Source organism: Haloferula sp. A504, assembly GCF_044385805.1.
In the GTDB taxonomy this organism is placed as follows: domain Bacteria; phylum Verrucomicrobiota; class Verrucomicrobiia; order Verrucomicrobiales; family Akkermansiaceae; genus Haloferula.
Map to the genome: position 1 here is coordinate 54,794 of NZ_JBISBU010000013.1, position 14,805 is coordinate 69,598.

Below are 14,805 nucleotides of genomic sequence, written 5' to 3' on the forward strand. Positions count from 1 at the left end.
CCCCCGGACATCCCTCCGCCACCATTGCGTCATCTCTATGAAGGCAAGCCTAACAAACATCCTTCCCTGCCTCCTGTTTCTCGTCGGTCCGCTCCAAGGCGAAGAACCAGAATGGATCGACCTGTTCGACGGCAAGACCCTCGAGGGATGGTCCAAAACCGGTGGCGACGCCGTCTTCGAAGCCGCGGACGGCACGATCACCGGAAGCGGCGCAAAGAAGACGACCTTCCTCGTCACCAAGGAGGACTACGGCGACTTCGAACTGGTCTTCGAATACAAGCTCCACGACCTCGATCTCAATTCCGGCGTGCAGTTCCGCTCCGAACGCACTCCGAGCCGCGAGCGGGTCAACACCCTTAAGGGCCCCCAGATCGAACTCACCAAGTCACCCGGCCGGTCCGGCCTGATCTTCCGACAGGGCGGCGGCGCGTGGATCACCCCCGAAGACAAACTGGTTAGAAACAATGCCGCGAAGAACGGCGAGTGGAACACCGTGAAACTCCGGGTTGAAGGTCCCCGGATCCAGACGTGGATCAATGGAATCCTCATAAACGACTCGGTGAGCGAGGAGGATCACAAACGGTATCCGAGCGGTGCCATCGGACTCCAGGTCCACGGCATCCGGGACTACGACGGCACCCCGCGTCGGGTCTCGTGGCGCGGAATCCGGCTCAAGAAGCTTTAGCAGCCGACTCAACCCGGGCTTGCCCGATCCATCTCAACTTTCGTCCGACCGTCTCAGGGATGGACGATCTCGACCTTGAGTTCCTGGTCCGTCTCAAGGACCACCGGCTCTTGAAGGCGGAGGGTCAACGACTCGCCATCGCTGTCAGACACGGTGCCAAGCTTTCGTCCGCCGAGATTCACCTCCGCGCGGTGGGGCCCGGGTTTTCCCGTGACGAACGAGAGGGTTACGAGGCGGAGTTTGCCGGATTTCAGCTCCAGAGTGGCCTCCTGTGAGCCATCGACCCGCCGCTGGGTGAAAGTCCCCCAGCCTTCCGCAGTGATGAAGGGGGCGCGGAAATCTTCTGGAGTGATCTTGGGCGCGAAGCCGAGATGGCCTTTCGGCCCATGGTGCTCGAATCCGCAAAGGCTCACGAACACCCCGTGGCTGGCCATCGAGCGGGCGTAGTGGTCGCTGCACTCGATCTCGTTGTAGGGGTTGCGCCTGGAGGGATGGTAGCGGTCGTGGACCGCGCGTGTCACTGCCAGGCCTTCCTGCACGAGCCCCTCGGCGATCATGTGCCAGGCGGCCTGGTATTCGAAGCCGTTCATGCACTCATTGAAGTAGCCGGCGAAGCCGTGCCTCGGATTGCCGCCGCGGGCCTCACGCTCACCACCCTTGGGAAAAGTACACATGATCAGGCCGGCTTCGCCCGGCATCGCGTACCAACGTCCGCCCTTGTACTGCCTGCGGTAGGGTCCGACATCGGGCGTGAAATTGTAGCGCCAGAGTGATTTCAGTGCGGTTTGCGTCTTGTCGGCGGGCAGGACGCGGTCCAACCCGAGTTGGTGCGCCCAGCCCTGGCCCATCACCTGGTCGATGTGACAACCAATGCCGGCGCCGATCGCCTTCGGATGCTCGGGATCGCGCCTGTGGTAAAAATACTCCCCGTCAAAAAGGTTCTCGCTGATCCACTGCATCCCACTCTCCACGAGTCGATCACACCTCTGCGCAAAGTCCTCGTCGTCCATCTCCCGGGCCATGACCGCTGCCGCCCGCAGCGCGGCCAGGTAGAGCGAGCTCAACCAGGAAACCGGGCCATACCAAACGGCATCGAGCGTGTTGTGCTGGGCTCCTTCGAGGACGCCGTTGCCATCGCTGTCTTCACGAATGAGAAACTCCACCGACTGTTTCACGCGAGGCCAGAGCCTCTTCAGAAAAGCGCTGTCTGCGGACATGCAGTGTTCCCGGTAGACGCGCAGGATGGTGCCGCACTGACCATCGGTGGCGGCCTGGTCCCACTTCGGTTTTCCTCCCTCGGCCCTGAAGAAGATCGCACCGTCCCGCTGGAAGGCGCGATCAGGGTTGTAGTCCACGTGCTCGCGGGTGATGCGTTCCAGTTCAGGAAAGACCCGTCCAACGGACTGGGCGTAGTGCCAGACGTGCGTGCAGGTTCCGGGGCAACAGTTGACACCTTCCCAGCCCCAAAAGCGTCCGTTGGCGAACCTCAGGCAGGTGCTGGTCGCAAGTGTCGAGGTGTTGACGAAAACCCGGTCGAGCAGCCAGTGCGGCAGCGTCGAGTCATACCAGGTGTCGTGCCAGAGACGTGTCCGCGCGTAAGCCTGCTGGAACCCGGCGGCGTGGTGGTCCATGACCGACAGGCTGGATTCGAATCGCTCCGCGTAGTAGTGACCGCTGTCACCCACGCGCGCAAACGGGGAAGGCGCGTTCGGAAATCGCCAGGCGACCCCAAAGCTCACCGTGGCCTCCGCCCCGGGCTCCAGTGTCAGGGTTCTCCCGACGATGCCCTTGGGGCGATCATCGGCCGGGCCACGCGCCGTTTCAGGCCCCGCGTCGAAGCGTGCCTCCTTAGAGATCCGCGCCGATGAAAAGCGATTCCCCTCGATGCCCAGCACGGCGAGGGTCATGTCTCCAAAGTCGGCGGCTTTCCGCTTCGACTTTTCCGCCGTGCAATGCAGACAGAGGGAATTCCCGCGTTTGGCAACGCGATTGACGAAATCCGCCCCGCTGCCCTTGCCGGAATTCATCAGGACCGGGTTGGTCAGGGCTCCCGCGATCGATACCTCCAGTGAATCTTTTGAACTATTGCGCACCGTGTAGCGCATCACCGTGAGCGGCAGCGACGAGGCGTCGACATCCAGCGGCACGAAGGGCGAGAAGGCCTCCAGCGACACCTTCACCGGAAGTTCCTCGTCGCGAAACTCCACAAAGCCGATCGGGTAGGCGCCACGGAAGCGCACCTTCGGGAAGCCCGTCCCATCGAGAGTCCGCACCGTCTCCTTTCCTCCGGCCTTGATCCGCATGCTGAACCCGAGGTCCACCGCCGAGGTGACCGGCATCGGCTTGGCGTAATGGGGACCCTGGGTCCGGTTTTTCGGGGCAACATCGCGATTGAAGATATCCCAGTGCCAGAGGCGCCCATCCCCGGAAAGATAGACCTGACCGCAGCAGATCCCGCCCACCGGCATCCCGATGTGCTTCAATTCCTCGCCGCTGAACCACTCAGGCTCGCCCCGCTCGGTCAACGAGCGAATCCACTCCGCGCTCAGCTTCTTGTCCTCGGGGACGAGCTTGATGAAATCGCCCCCCGTAAACGGGCCCGCCATCGCAGGCTGGAAGCGTCCGAGAAGGCTCCCGGTGGCGGAGAGGGTCCCGAGGCGAAGGATGCTGCGGCGAGTGATTTGGTTCATGAATGGAGCTTGGTCTCCGCTGTTCGCGGAGTCATTTTCGGGATGATTCGATTCTCGTGGAGTGAGGGTGGCTTGGGCCTGCTTGATTACCAATCGCACACAGACCTTTCGCCACGGGTAACTGACAAACCTGCGCTTGGCACGCTCTGACGAGAATGACTCAGGGGCTGGGATTCTCGACGCCCTGTAGGCGACCGAAGAGCTTTCCGTCGGAGGCCTCGTTCGAGCTGATGGTCGCCGTGACCTTGTTGAGCGGCGCAGCGGACACTGTGTCTACCACGAAGGTCACGCCGTTGTCGGAGGCGGGATCGTCGGTATCCGGCACCTGGTCCATTGTCGCCAACCATGGGTCCGAGATTCCGAGGTCGCTGCTGTGCTCGACCCTGAGTTGCGCGCCACCGCGATCGGAAACGGGCAGGCAGTTGAAGGTGATCGCCAAACCGCTGCCACTCGCGGTAGCGGTGGGCAGCAGACCGGTGGCGTCAGTATCCGGAGTCGCTGCGCCGAGCAGGAAGGCGATGCCGTCGGCCACGCCATCACCGTTGGCGTCCCCTGCGAAGGTCTGGCCTTCGGTCGCCCATGCTTCGAAGGCCGAGGCGGTAGCGGTCGACGTGGCGGTGATATGGATCGCATTGAGCGCCATGGCTTGAGCGTCGCTCAGGGTGATGGTCAGGTTGCCGCTTCCATCCGTGTTGAGGTTCTCGAATACGGAGGGAACCAGGATGGGCCTGGAATAGAACGGGCTGACCAATACAGCATCGCTGTTGGTGTAGGGCGGCGGATCGTTGTTGATGTAGGGCCGGAAGGACGCGTAGGTGCGCAGTTCGGAGAGCCCGCCCGCCGCGATGGTGAGATCCGTCAAGCCGGTGCCCACCGACGGCATGGCGATGACCTGCACGTCGTAGTCGTAGGCGTCGTTCAGACCGGACACCACGACTTGAATCGTGCCGGGGTTGCCCCAGACGCCGTCATTGGCTGAGAGATCGGAAAACGGGGTCTTCAGGTAGTTCCCGTAATCCGCCTCACCAAACCCGAGATCCGCATCCGTCATTTCACCCCCCGAAGCTCCGGTGGTCTGAATCGACACCCCCGGAAGCACGCTGCCGTTCCGGCTGTCGTAGACTGTGGCGGTGGTGCCATCGCCGTTAATGATCGTCCAATTCGTTTCCATGCCACTTCCAGCGGTGCTGCCTCCGTCGCTGAAATCGATACCGATCTCATGAATGGTCGCCCTGAGCTGCCCCGGGTCGATCATCGCGGGGATCGACCAGAAGGTTCCACCGGCATCGGTGAAGATGAAGCGGAAGACATACTCCTCGAAGGGATCGAGGCCCGTGATCCCGTGTTCGATGGGATCGCCGGAGGTCTTGGCACCCAGATTGGCGCTCCCGCCTCCCGCGGCGGCGGCCCAGACTCCGGCCGCTTGATGGCCCTGGTCCTCATAGGCCCAGACCACTTCGACCAAAGTGTAGTCGCCGGGTTCATCGTAGCTCACCATCGCAGAGTCGATTCCGGTCCGAACGTGGCCGGGCAGCCCGGTGAGCGGCTCATCCACGTAGGGCTGGGTGGTGGTGCTGTTGTTGTAGGCCGCAATGTCGGGGCGTGGACTGTTGCCATCAAAGAAACGGGCGCCGGAGCCGATCCTGTCCTTGTCTCCCAGTTCCGCACGGGCCACCTCGACCTGTTCCAGAAGCCGCTTCACGACCTCGGGGTGCCGGGGAGCCACGTTGGTGGTCTCCTCGGGGTCATCGTCGAGATCGTAGAGCTCCAGCTCATCCACCCGATCCTGCCACCTGTTCCAGAAGGACATCCAGTTGCTGTCAGGATTGTCCCTCCGCGGTAGGACCAGCTTCCAGCGGGTGTCGCGGATGGCCGCCAACTGGGTGTAGCAGTAATAGTAGTAGTATTCGTGCGGACTGACCGTGTCGGTGCCCTCGATCAGCGGGCGGATATTCCGACCGTCAATTTCAAGACCGGCAGGAATCTCCACGCCCGCATAGTCCATGAAGGTGGGGAACAAATCCATCAGCGTGACGATCTCATCGGAGACGACTCCGGAGGTGATCGTGCCGGGCCAGCGGACGATGTAAGGCACGCGGGGCCCTCCCTCCAGCGAGCGCATCTTGGAACCCCGGAGCGGGAAGGCGCTCCCGTAGTAGCCTTCGAGGTCATTGCCTGCAGTCGGTGGACTCTGTGTCCATGGCCCGTTGTCCGAGCTGAAGATGACAAAGGTGTTGTCGGCGATTCCCAGCTCATCGAGCTTGTCGAGCACCTCGCCCATGCTCCAGTCGAGCTCTTCGATCACTGCGGTATAGACGTCCAGGCCGCGGGCCGCGGCGCTGTCGCGGAAGCTTTGGCGGGCACCGAGCGACACATGCGGCATGTTGTGAGCCAGGGTGAGGAAGAAGGGCTGTCCCGCATTGTGCGCATCGGTGATGAAATCATTCGCCTCCTCGGTGTAGTTGAGAATCATCTGGTCCGCCTCGGCCTGATCCAGATCGTTATCGACGACGGTGGTTCCCGAGCTGTCGGCTCGAAGGAGTGAGGTGTTGACGTTGCCGGTATCCACAGCTCTCAGGCCGTTGTGTGAGGGCGTGCCATAAAAGTAGTCAAATCCCTGGTCGATCGGCCCCCTTCCCGCCCTGAAACTGGTCGCGGCGGTGCCCTCTCCCGAATTGTGCCATTTGCCGATCAGCGCCGAGGTATACCCCGCGGTCTTGAGGAGTTCGGGGATGAAGATTTCATTCGGATGCGGTTCAGTATGGTAATTCTTTCGGTTCGATGGCTCGGCAATCCGGATCGGATACGAACCGGTATACAAGCCCGCGCGGCAGGGTCCGCAGACCGGCGAGGGAACGTAGCCGCTGGTGAAGCGGATGCCCTCGGCCGCGAGTTGGTCGATCTCCGGCGTCAGGATGTGCGGCGAGCCATAGCAGCCCAGGTCGTTGTAGCCCTGGTCATCGGTCAGGAAGAGGATGAAATTCGGACCGATGTCCGCAACCTCGATCGAGACGGTGGCCGGATCACTCGTCGACTGGCCGTCGCTGACGGTGAAGGTGAAGCTGTCGGGACCGATGTAGCCGCCCGACGGGGTGTAGGTCAGGTCGGGAGCCGTGCCGCTCAGGCTGCCGTGGGATGGCTGCGATGCCACGTTGTAGGTCAGATTGCTGCCAATCCCCGTCAGCGTGATATCTACGGGGGTATCCGGCCGGGTGTTGACGGTTTGCGCGAGGGCAACAGGCGCAGACGGCGAGAGCGGATCGAAGGTCAAGGCTCCAAGGGTGGTGCTACGTACCCCGCCAGACGTGCCCCACACCTGCACCTCATCGCCGCCGCTCAGGCCGCTGATCTGAAAGGAGTGCCAATCCGGTTGGTTGTTGCTGCTCAATGAACTGACCGAGGCGAGGACGGACGTGCCATCCGATGCCCGGAGTTCGTAGCCGGCGACGGTAAAATCACCGTTCAGGTTGTCGTGCATCAGGGTCATGATCAAATCGGATGGCACGGTGGCACCGAAGGTGACCGTGGCAATCCTCGTTGGTCCCGCACCTTGCCCCGCCGTCGTCCCGCTGAGGATCGTCGTGGGAGTTCCATCCACCGGATTGTCGATGAAGGCATAGGCGTACTGGACCTCGGATGGGGCATTCCGTGTCACGGTGATGTAGCCCGGCAGCAAGGCCAGGGCGCCGTTGGCAGCGTCCGGCGGGGTGGTGTTTTCTCCGGCTGCGCCGAAGAGGTGATAGCCCACCGTGCCGAAAACATCATCACCACCGGGATCGAAGAGCTTGTCGACAGTCGAGGTCCGCCATCCGGTCATGTCGGCTTGCGTGCCGAGGTAGGTGGCGGTGGTTTGGGCGAAGCCGAGTGATGGCAGGAGTGCGAATGCGCAGAGCCCCAACAGGGTTCCGACCGCTTTTTGACTTGGGTTGTTCATTCGAGTTAGAGGGTGATGGCGAAGTGTGTTGATGATGGTTCCCGATGTTGTTCTGGGATGAAGAAAGGCCCCAAAGACGCCCGCCTCGGCTTGCGGGCTGTCGACGGGCATGGAATCGGGCTCAGTAACGTCAGCATTACGGCGCCGGCATTACTGTGGAGCCCTTGGGTCAGGTCCACAGGCAATGGAGAAACAAGAGTCATCGAAAAGGGGGGACGTTTCGCCAGACGCAAGGGAGGGACCAGACGAAGCAATGGCAAGGCCTGTTAAATGGGAGGGTCGCCCAGACAAGCTGAGCAACCCTCGCCAAGAGAAGTGCTGTTTGTGCGGATTAGCTGCGACGACGACGGAGGAGAGCCAGCACCCCAAACGCACCAAGTAGAGCCGCGGAAGGCTCGGGCACGGCGGTCAGTTGGAGGGCGGAGACGACTGCGAGGTCGGGTGTGTTGTTTGAAGGGCCGCCGTTGCCGTCGAGTGTGATCACCAGATTTCCTGATCCATCCGTGGACAGGCCGGTAAATGAGACATACGCGCCACTCCCGGAGTCGTGGGTGTTCGTCAAGGATTGGCCGTCGACTGTGTAAGTCGTGTCGGTGAAGGTGGTGGTATTGACAAAGCCATGACCGATAATCAAGTCATAGGTAAACGCATCATTCAGCCCGGTGAAGGTCAGCGCAAATACGTCAGTATTGTTCCTTCCGATCCAGTCAGTTAGGTTCGAGTCATTAAAGGCACTGTTCTGACCCGGCAGGTCGGTTAGATCCGCAGAGTCGGTATTTGACCAAGCAGCGTTCTCCCAAGTGAACCCGACAACGTCTATTGTGGTTCCCGAGGTGTCGATTAGAGTCCCTGCGGTAATGCTGCCATCGGTGCCAGGAGCGCCACCGAAGGCAGTAGTGGCCGTGCCATTAAAGTTGTTGGTCGGAGCCGTCGGCCCGAAGTCGATACCGATCTCGGTACCGACCGCCAGCGTGGCGGCCTGCGCGGGGACGGCGAGCGCACCGAGCGCCAGCAGCGTTTGTGTCAGTCTGTTCATTTTCATTTTGGTTGTTGGGTTCGTTGTGATGGATTGGGTGAGTCGTTTTGATTCCGTGGATGAGCCGTGGGTCACTCGGTGCCGTTGAGGCGCCCGAAGACCTTGCCTGCCGCAGACTCGGTGGCGTCAGTGATGGTCGCCACGATGTCGACCAGGGCGTCGCCTTCGCCATTCGTGCCTCCATCGGTCGCCACGAAACTGACGCTGCCGGAGACGGTGTTTTCTAGAATCGGGTTCGGATCCCCGGCTGCGCCGGGTACCGGCACACTGAGCCATGGGGCGGCCAGGTCGCCGTCATACTCCAAGTTGAGCACCGAGGCCCCGCGGGCGGCCGAGGCCAGACAGGAGAAGGCCATGACCAAGTCTCCGCCAGTCTCATCGGCCGTCGGAAGCAGGCCGGTCGCGTCGGTCGCCGGGGTGTCCGCACCGAGGAGGAAGGCCATCCCGTCCAACACCCCGTCGTCATTCGCGTCGTCATCAAACGTCACGCCGCTTGCGCCGCCCCTCGTCGCCCACTCCTCGAAAGCGGTCTGGCCGCCGCCGACCGTGGCGGTCAGTTGGAGAGCGGCGACGGCCGTGAGGTTGGAAAGGTCGGGAGCTGTCGTACTGGTGCCATTGCCGGTGGTTGTGATCACCAGAGTTCCAAACTCATCCGGGGACAGGCCGTTCAGCGTCACATACGCCGCACTTCCGGTGCCGTGGTCGTTCGTCGCGGACTGGCTGCCGACGGTGAAAGTCGTGTCGGTTTCGTTTTCTGTTAAGACAAAGCCATGACCGATCAGCAGGTCATACGTCAACCCGGTATTCAGCCCGGAGAATGTCAGAATCAGTTGGGTATTATTATTTTCCCCGATCCAGTCCGTCAGATTCGAGTCGTCAAAGGCACCGTTCTGGCCAGGCAAGTCGCTTGAGTCCGCAGCGTCGTTATTCGACCACTTGCCGTTTGCCCAAGAGAACTCGACGCCGTCGACCACGACATTCGAGGTGTCAATGATATTCCCTGCGGTGATGGTACCTGCCGTGTTGAAGGCAGCGCCGCCTCCTTCCGTGCTGGCCACCTGATTGAAGTTGTTGGTCGGAGCAGTTGGTCCGAAGTCGATGCCGATCACGGTTCCTTCGGCCAAGGGGGCGGCGTGGGCGGCAGAAGGTGCGAGGCCGCACACGACGGATGCCAGGAGGATGGAGTGGGTCTTGGTCTTCATGGGTTGGATTTGTCTGTCTGGGACAGGGAATTGTGCTGGTAGAGCTGGTGCACTTCGGCTGCGCTCAAGGAGCTTTCGAAAACGAAGAGTTCGTCGATCGCGAGAGCCATCTGGCTCGACCGCGTTCGGACCCAATTGTTGGGCAGGAGAGTCAGGTTGATCGCCCCGGGAGCCGACTTCGTCGTCTGGATCGTGAAGGCGCCCTGCTCATCCGGGGAGATGCTGGAGAGATTCACCTTCGAGATCATCGTCTCCGGGCGACCGTCGAGGTAGCAGGTGAGATCCGGCGTTCCGTCGGGAAGCTGCCTGCCGGTGTAGACGACCGCGAAGTGATGCCAGCGGTCATCGTCAATCGGGGTGGTCCCGATAAGGTAGTACGAACCGAACGAAACGCCGGGCACCGTGCCTTCGTCAACCCGTCGAAGAAAGGTCAGGAAGGCCGGGTTGGGATTGAATGGGGTGAGGGTATGGCTGCCCCAGCCGACGAGCACATGGGAGGCTTCGCGTTCGCCGGAACCCAGCTTGATCCAGTGGGCGATGGTCCTCGGCGCATCGCCGAGCACTCCGGACCAGCCGGAAGGAGCCTGCGCCACCTTGCCGGTGGTGGCGAGCGCCTGCCCGAAGCGCCCCCCGGTGCGCCGGAAGGCTTTTGTATTTCCCAATCCTTTGAGGGCGCTCACCTCGTTGCCGGCCGCCGGGTGCTCCCCCTGTGAGTCCGAGAACGCCTCTCCATCATCGAAGCTCCAGTGCAGGTGGGGCGAAGTCTTGGGCAAGTTCGTCAGGAACTGGTTCGGATCCAAGGGGATCTCACGCAGACGTCCTCCCAGCCCAACCGCACGGGCCGCTCCGGCATTCAAGGTTTCGGTGGCAGAGGCGGGTCCGCGGGGGCTTGCCTCAACCCTGCCCCCGAAGACGTGCACCTCGTGCGGGAAGCCCTCTTGCGATCTCACGCCGAAGGTGGTCCCGAGGTCGGTGACAACCATGTCAGCGGTTTTGACCGTGAAGCCGACCGCCTTCTCGGGGACATTGAACCAGGCGGTTCCAGCCTGCAGATAGAGGTTCCCGTCGGCGTGCAGGGTGAGGTCGGCGGGCCCCCGGACGATCGACTGAACCCCGTTCTCGAAGGTGAGTTCGACGGTGCCCTGCTCGAGGCGAGCGCGGGAGCCCGGGACAAGAGTCTCAGGCGGAGGTTGCTTGTCCTCCGCGACAGAGTGTGAAATCTCAAGCACCGAGCCCGGGCTTGAGCGGAGGGCTACCCCGGGGTTTGAGCTGGGAACGAGAATCAGCCGAAGAAGCACTGCGGCGAGGACGAGAAGCGCGGCGGTTGCCAGCAGGCTCAGGTGGAGTTGACGCTTCTGGCGCCTACCCAGATCGCGCTCCGAAAGCAGCGGCGATTCGACCTGAAGCGATGCAGCGCTCCGGGAAAGGCGTTTGAAGGCGCTGTCGAGCACGACATAGTCCCAGTAGATCTCAAGCAGTTGCGGATCGCGCTCGATCTCGGCGAGCAGGGTGACCCTCGCATCCGGGTCGAGCTTGCCGTCGATCAGGTGCTGGATCCGGGCCTCGACTTCGTTCTGGCTCATTGGGTTGCCTCCTTCACCACCAGTTCGGATTTGATGCACCGGCGCAGGGCGGCGCGGATGCGCACCAGTGAGACAGACAGGGACTCGGGGGTGCGATCGAAGATGCGGGCGCACTCCTTGAGCGACTTCTCGTGCTGGTGATGGCTCAGGACCAGCAGGCGGTCGGCATCGCGGAGCTTCGCGAGACAGTTTTTCAGAGCCGGAACAGCCGTATTGGCCGGTCGCTTGGGCTGAACCTCGATGTGCTCGATCAGCTTCCGGGCCAGACCGTCGTCGACCACCAGCCAATCACCCCGTTTGCGTTCCGACATCCAGGCGCGGGCTTCCCAGTAGGCCACCGCCAGCGCCCATGACTTGAAGCTGGTGCCGGGCTCGAACTGGGAGCGCTTCTCCCAGAGGACGAGGTTGGTACGCTGCAGGATGTCGTCCACCTCGGGCACTCCGGGCAACAGCGAGACCAGGAAGGCATGCAGAATGCCTTGATGATCCGTGAGTTCGGTGACGAACACGGTCTCGCTGGAGCCGAATGGTGGAACGGAATCGGGCATCAAATGGACGGGAGCGGGAACTCCTGACACTACTAGACAGCGGGAGGAGCCCCGGGGACTAATCGGTTTTTCGACTTTTCTTCCTCCGGCGGCCCTCAGTGCGGTCGTGGCGATCCAAAATCGGTGCCTTGCAGCGCGCTGCGCTGCTTGCGAAGACAATCCCCCTGTCCTCGGCGGGCGACACAGGCGATTCCGTCCCTTACTACGGTCCTCAGGGCGGATTCGTGAAACCCGGCAACGCGCCCGGCGCGACCGCCACGTGGGATGGACCGCCCGCTCGCCGCCAATAACGCTCAATCCTTCTGACCGTCCCCTTGTGCCAAAGGAAGCGCCGCAAGGCCGATCACCTCGATGCGGTCATCCAGTCGTGCGCGCAGCTCGCCGGGGCAGACGATGCGCAGTTCCGACAGGTCGAGGTCCCGGATGGCGATACGCATGGATTTCGTGATCGACGGATTCTCCGAATACTTGAACTCGTAGCCGATGCGCCGGCCGCCCTCGAAGACCAGCAGGTCGAGTTCGGCACCGCCCTGGGTGGCCCAGAAGTAGGCATCCCGGGGCCGCGCGATGCGAAGCACCTGTTCCAACGCGAAGCCTTCCCATGAGGCGCCCACCTTGGGATGGGCGGAAATCTCGGCCTCGTTGCCGAGGCTCAGCAGATGGTGCAGCAGGCCCGAGTCGCGCAGATAGATCTTGGGGGACTTCACCTGTCGTTTGCGCAGGTTTTCGAACCACGGTTGCAACTGGCGGACCATGTAGGTTTGCGTCAGGTCGTCGAGGTAGCTCTTGACGGTCTTGTCACTCAGGCCGAGGGCGCGCCCGAGTTCCGAGGCATTCCACAACTGACCGTGAGAGTGCGCCAGCATCGTCCAGAAGCGCCTCATGGCCTGGGCTCCCACCCGGATGCCGAACTGCGGCAGGTCGCGTTCGAGAAAGGTGCGCACGAAGCCCTCGCGCCACGCCGAGCTGTCCTCGTCGGATGCCGCCAGGAACGAGCGGGGAAACCCGCCACGCACCCACAGCGAAGCGACGGCCCCGATGCCCGTCTCCCGGATGTCAAATCCGTGCAAATCCACAAATTCCACCCGCCCGGCCAGGGTCTCGGAGGATTGCCGGATGAGTTGCGGCGAGGCACTCCCCAAGATCAGAAACCGCGCGGGTGCCGCAGGACGATCCGCAAGCACACGCAGCACGGGGAACAGCTCGGGCATCGCCTGCACCTCATCGAGCACGACCAACCCGCTGAGGGCTCCGAGCGCCAGCTCCGGGTTCTGCAGGCGCAACCGGTCGCGGGGCGATTCAAGGTCGAAATAGTGGCTTTCGGTTTCACCCGCAATCGCCCGGGCCAGCGTCGTTTTGCCACACTGCCTCGGCCCCAGCAGCGCGCAAACCGGGGTCCGCCTCAGAGCCTCCCTCATCAGGTCGGCATAGCTTGGCCTCGAAATCATCCGTGCAATCTCGGATCTTGAGTCCGATATTGCAAGGATGATGTCCGCGCCAAGTTTGCAGGGAATCGAGCATTTACCGGTGCCGACTGGAGCTCACAGCGGGTCAGCCGGCGGCCACGCTCACCGGCATTCGACCAGCACCGCCGCCCTGACCGATCCCGTCGTAAATCGCCCTCGAAAAGCGATGCGGCCGATCAGTCGTCTCGTTTGTTCTTCTTGGGTTTCTTCTCCCGGCCCCGCCTGTCGGCCAGGGCGCTTTTCAGGGGCTTGGCCGGGTCCGCAGGCAATGCCGCCCGGAGCACTCCGATCACCGATGCATACTCCGGATTGTCGATCTGGTTGGTCCATTCGTGAGGATCCTTGGTCGTGTCATAAAACTCCTCTTCCTCGGTTCCGTAGCGGATGTAGCGCCCCCGCTCGGTTCGGATGCTGAGGTAGGGTTCCGTCGGCCGACTCTTGTCACACAACCCGGTGATGGCCGTGCTTTGCCAGTCCGCATCCGGGTCCTTGAGCAGCGGGACCAGCGACCTGCCATCGAGGTAGGGCGGCGGTTCGAGGTCGCACAGTTCGGCCAAAGTCGGATAGATGTCCATCAGCGAAACGAAGCGATGACTGATCCCCCCGGGCTTGGTCACCCCGGGTGCGCGGATCGTCAGCAGGCAGTGTGTGGCCTCCTCCCAGAGCGTGGCCTTCTGCCAGTGATCCTTCTCCGCGAGATGGAAGCCGTGGTCCGACAGGAAAACCACGATGGTGTTGTCCTTGTGCGGGCTCGTTTCGAGGGCATCGAGGACGCGTCCGAGTTGCGCGTCCGCGTAGGTGGTGGTCGCGAGATAGGCCTGCACTGCCTCCTTGTGGAGCCCCGATTCGACGACCTTGGTCGCGAATCCGCTCTTCCCATTGGTCAGCGCCCGGCCCAGCGGTGGAACGTCCGCGAGGTCATCCTCCTTCAGTACGGGCGTCACGATCTCCGACAGGGGATACATGTCGAAGTACTTCTGCGGGACATACCAGGGCATGTGCGGATTGAAGAGCCCGCAGGCGATGAAGAACGGCTTGTCGTGCTCCTGCTCGATGGCCTTGATGGCGTGGTTCGCATTGAGGGTGTCGTTCATCTTCTCCTCGGCGAGATGGATCGGTGCCCAGTCCTGCTCCCCTCCCCCGACAGGCGTGATGGGGGCGCCGGGAGGGGCCGGGTCGCGCTTGTGGCCGATCTTCTCGTCCCAGTGCTCCTTCTGGTCCCAGCCGTGGGAGATTTTCCCGTAGCCAAAGGTCGCGTAGCCGGCCTTCTTGAAGAGGCCGGGCAACGAGAGCACCTCGTCGTTGTTCAGCGGTCCGCTGTCGCCGACCTTGAGTGCGTTGTGATAATGGCCCGAGCGCCACGGCGCCACGCCGGAAAGGAAGGCGGTGCGCGAGGGCGAGCACACGGGGGCCGCCGTGTAGGCAAAGCTGAAGTTCACACCGCCATCCGCGAGCTTCCGCAGATTGGGCGCGATGACCTTGCCGGTGTAGCGATCCGGATTCTCCAGCAGCCACGAATTCAGGTCGTCGGAGATCAGGAGCAGGACATTCGGCCCGGCTTTGGCGGAGTCGGCAGGTGGCAGTTCTTCAGCCTGCACCAGCAGCGCAGCGCCGAGGGCGATAATGGTCTTCATGATGAGTCGTCCTTCCAATGCGTGAGT

General features: G+C 62.4%; 9 protein-coding genes. 1 reads left to right on the forward strand and 8 read right to left on the reverse strand.

Annotated elements, in window-relative coordinates; genetic code table 11:
- Window positions 1-37 precede the first annotated feature (37 nt).
- The gene (locus ACG2LG_RS08760; protein ID WP_396258194.1) at window positions 38-685 is read left to right on the forward strand and encodes a DUF1080 domain-containing protein; all 648 of its coding nucleotides are present in this window, start codon (window positions 38-40) and stop codon (window positions 683-685) included.
- Window positions 686-738: 53 nt separating this feature from the next.
- Here ACG2LG_RS08760 and ACG2LG_RS08765 read toward each other — a convergent pair whose 3' ends face one another.
- The 8 genes from ACG2LG_RS08765 to ACG2LG_RS08800 all read right to left on the reverse strand — a co-directional run bounded on the left by ACG2LG_RS08765 (window position 739) and on the right by ACG2LG_RS08800 (window position 14,778).
- On the reverse strand, window positions 739-3,375 hold the full coding sequence (locus tag ACG2LG_RS08765) for a GH116 family glycosyl hydrolase (RefSeq protein ID WP_396258196.1): 2,637 nt from the start codon (window positions 3,373-3,375) through the stop codon (window positions 739-741).
- Window positions 3,376-3,535: 160 nt separating this feature from the next.
- Entirely contained in the window at window positions 3,536-7,309 is a 3,774-nt protein-coding gene (locus tag ACG2LG_RS08770) for a sulfatase-like hydrolase/transferase (RefSeq protein ID WP_396258198.1), read from the reverse strand.
- A 331-nt stretch (window positions 7,310-7,640) separates the two neighbouring features.
- Window positions 7,641-8,351, reverse strand: coding sequence for a PEP-CTERM sorting domain-containing protein (locus tag ACG2LG_RS08775; RefSeq protein WP_396258200.1), 711 nt, complete (start codon window positions 8,349-8,351; stop codon window positions 7,641-7,643).
- Between the two features lie 65 nt (window positions 8,352-8,416).
- A complete protein-coding gene (locus tag ACG2LG_RS08780) occupies window positions 8,417-9,454 on the reverse strand; it encodes a hypothetical protein (protein ID WP_396258202.1) in 1,038 nt (345 codons plus the stop codon).
- A gap of 89 nt (window positions 9,455-9,543) precedes the next feature.
- On the reverse strand, window positions 9,544-11,130 hold the full coding sequence (locus ACG2LG_RS08785; protein WP_396258204.1) for a FecR domain-containing protein: 1,587 nt from the start codon (window positions 11,128-11,130) through the stop codon (window positions 9,544-9,546).
- On the reverse strand, window positions 11,127-11,678 hold the full coding sequence (locus ACG2LG_RS08790; RefSeq protein WP_396258206.1) for a sigma-70 family RNA polymerase sigma factor: 552 nt from the start codon (window positions 11,676-11,678) through the stop codon (window positions 11,127-11,129). The genes ACG2LG_RS08785 and ACG2LG_RS08790 overlap by 4 nt, the downstream gene beginning before the upstream one ends.
- Before the next feature lie 293 nt (window positions 11,679-11,971).
- A complete protein-coding gene (locus ACG2LG_RS08795) occupies window positions 11,972-13,126 on the reverse strand; it encodes an ATP-binding protein (RefSeq protein ID WP_396258208.1) in 1,155 nt (384 codons plus the stop codon).
- A gap of 194 nt (window positions 13,127-13,320) precedes the next feature.
- The gene (locus tag ACG2LG_RS08800; protein ID WP_396258210.1) at window positions 13,321-14,778 is read right to left on the reverse strand and encodes a sulfatase; all 1,458 of its coding nucleotides are present in this window, start codon (window positions 14,776-14,778) and stop codon (window positions 13,321-13,323) included.
- Between the last annotated feature and the right edge of the window lie 27 nt (window positions 14,779-14,805).

Coding starts and splice junctions, on each gene's coding strand:
- ACG2LG_RS08800 (WP_396258210.1), bottom strand. CDS start 14,778: ATGAAGACCATTATCGCCCTCGGCGCTGCGCTGCTGGTGCAGGCTGAA.
- ACG2LG_RS08795 (WP_396258208.1), bottom strand. CDS start 13,126: ATGATTTCGAGGCCAAGCTATGCCGACCTGATGAGGGAGGCTCTGAGG.
- ACG2LG_RS08790 (WP_396258206.1), bottom strand. CDS start 11,678: ATGCCCGATTCCGTTCCACCATTCGGCTCCAGCGAGACCGTGTTCGTC.
- ACG2LG_RS08765 (WP_396258196.1), bottom strand. CDS start 3,375: ATGAACCAAATCACTCGCCGCAGCATCCTTCGCCTCGGGACCCTCTCC.
- ACG2LG_RS08760 (WP_396258194.1), top strand. CDS start 38: ATGAAGGCAAGCCTAACAAACATCCTTCCCTGCCTCCTGTTTCTCGTC.
- ACG2LG_RS08770 (WP_396258198.1), bottom strand. CDS start 7,309: ATGAACAACCCAAGTCAAAAAGCGGTCGGAACCCTGTTGGGGCTCTGC.
- ACG2LG_RS08785 (WP_396258204.1), bottom strand. CDS start 11,130: ATGAGCCAGAACGAAGTCGAGGCCCGGATCCAGCACCTGATCGACGGC.
- ACG2LG_RS08775 (WP_396258200.1), bottom strand. CDS start 8,351: ATGAAAATGAACAGACTGACACAAACGCTGCTGGCGCTCGGTGCGCTC.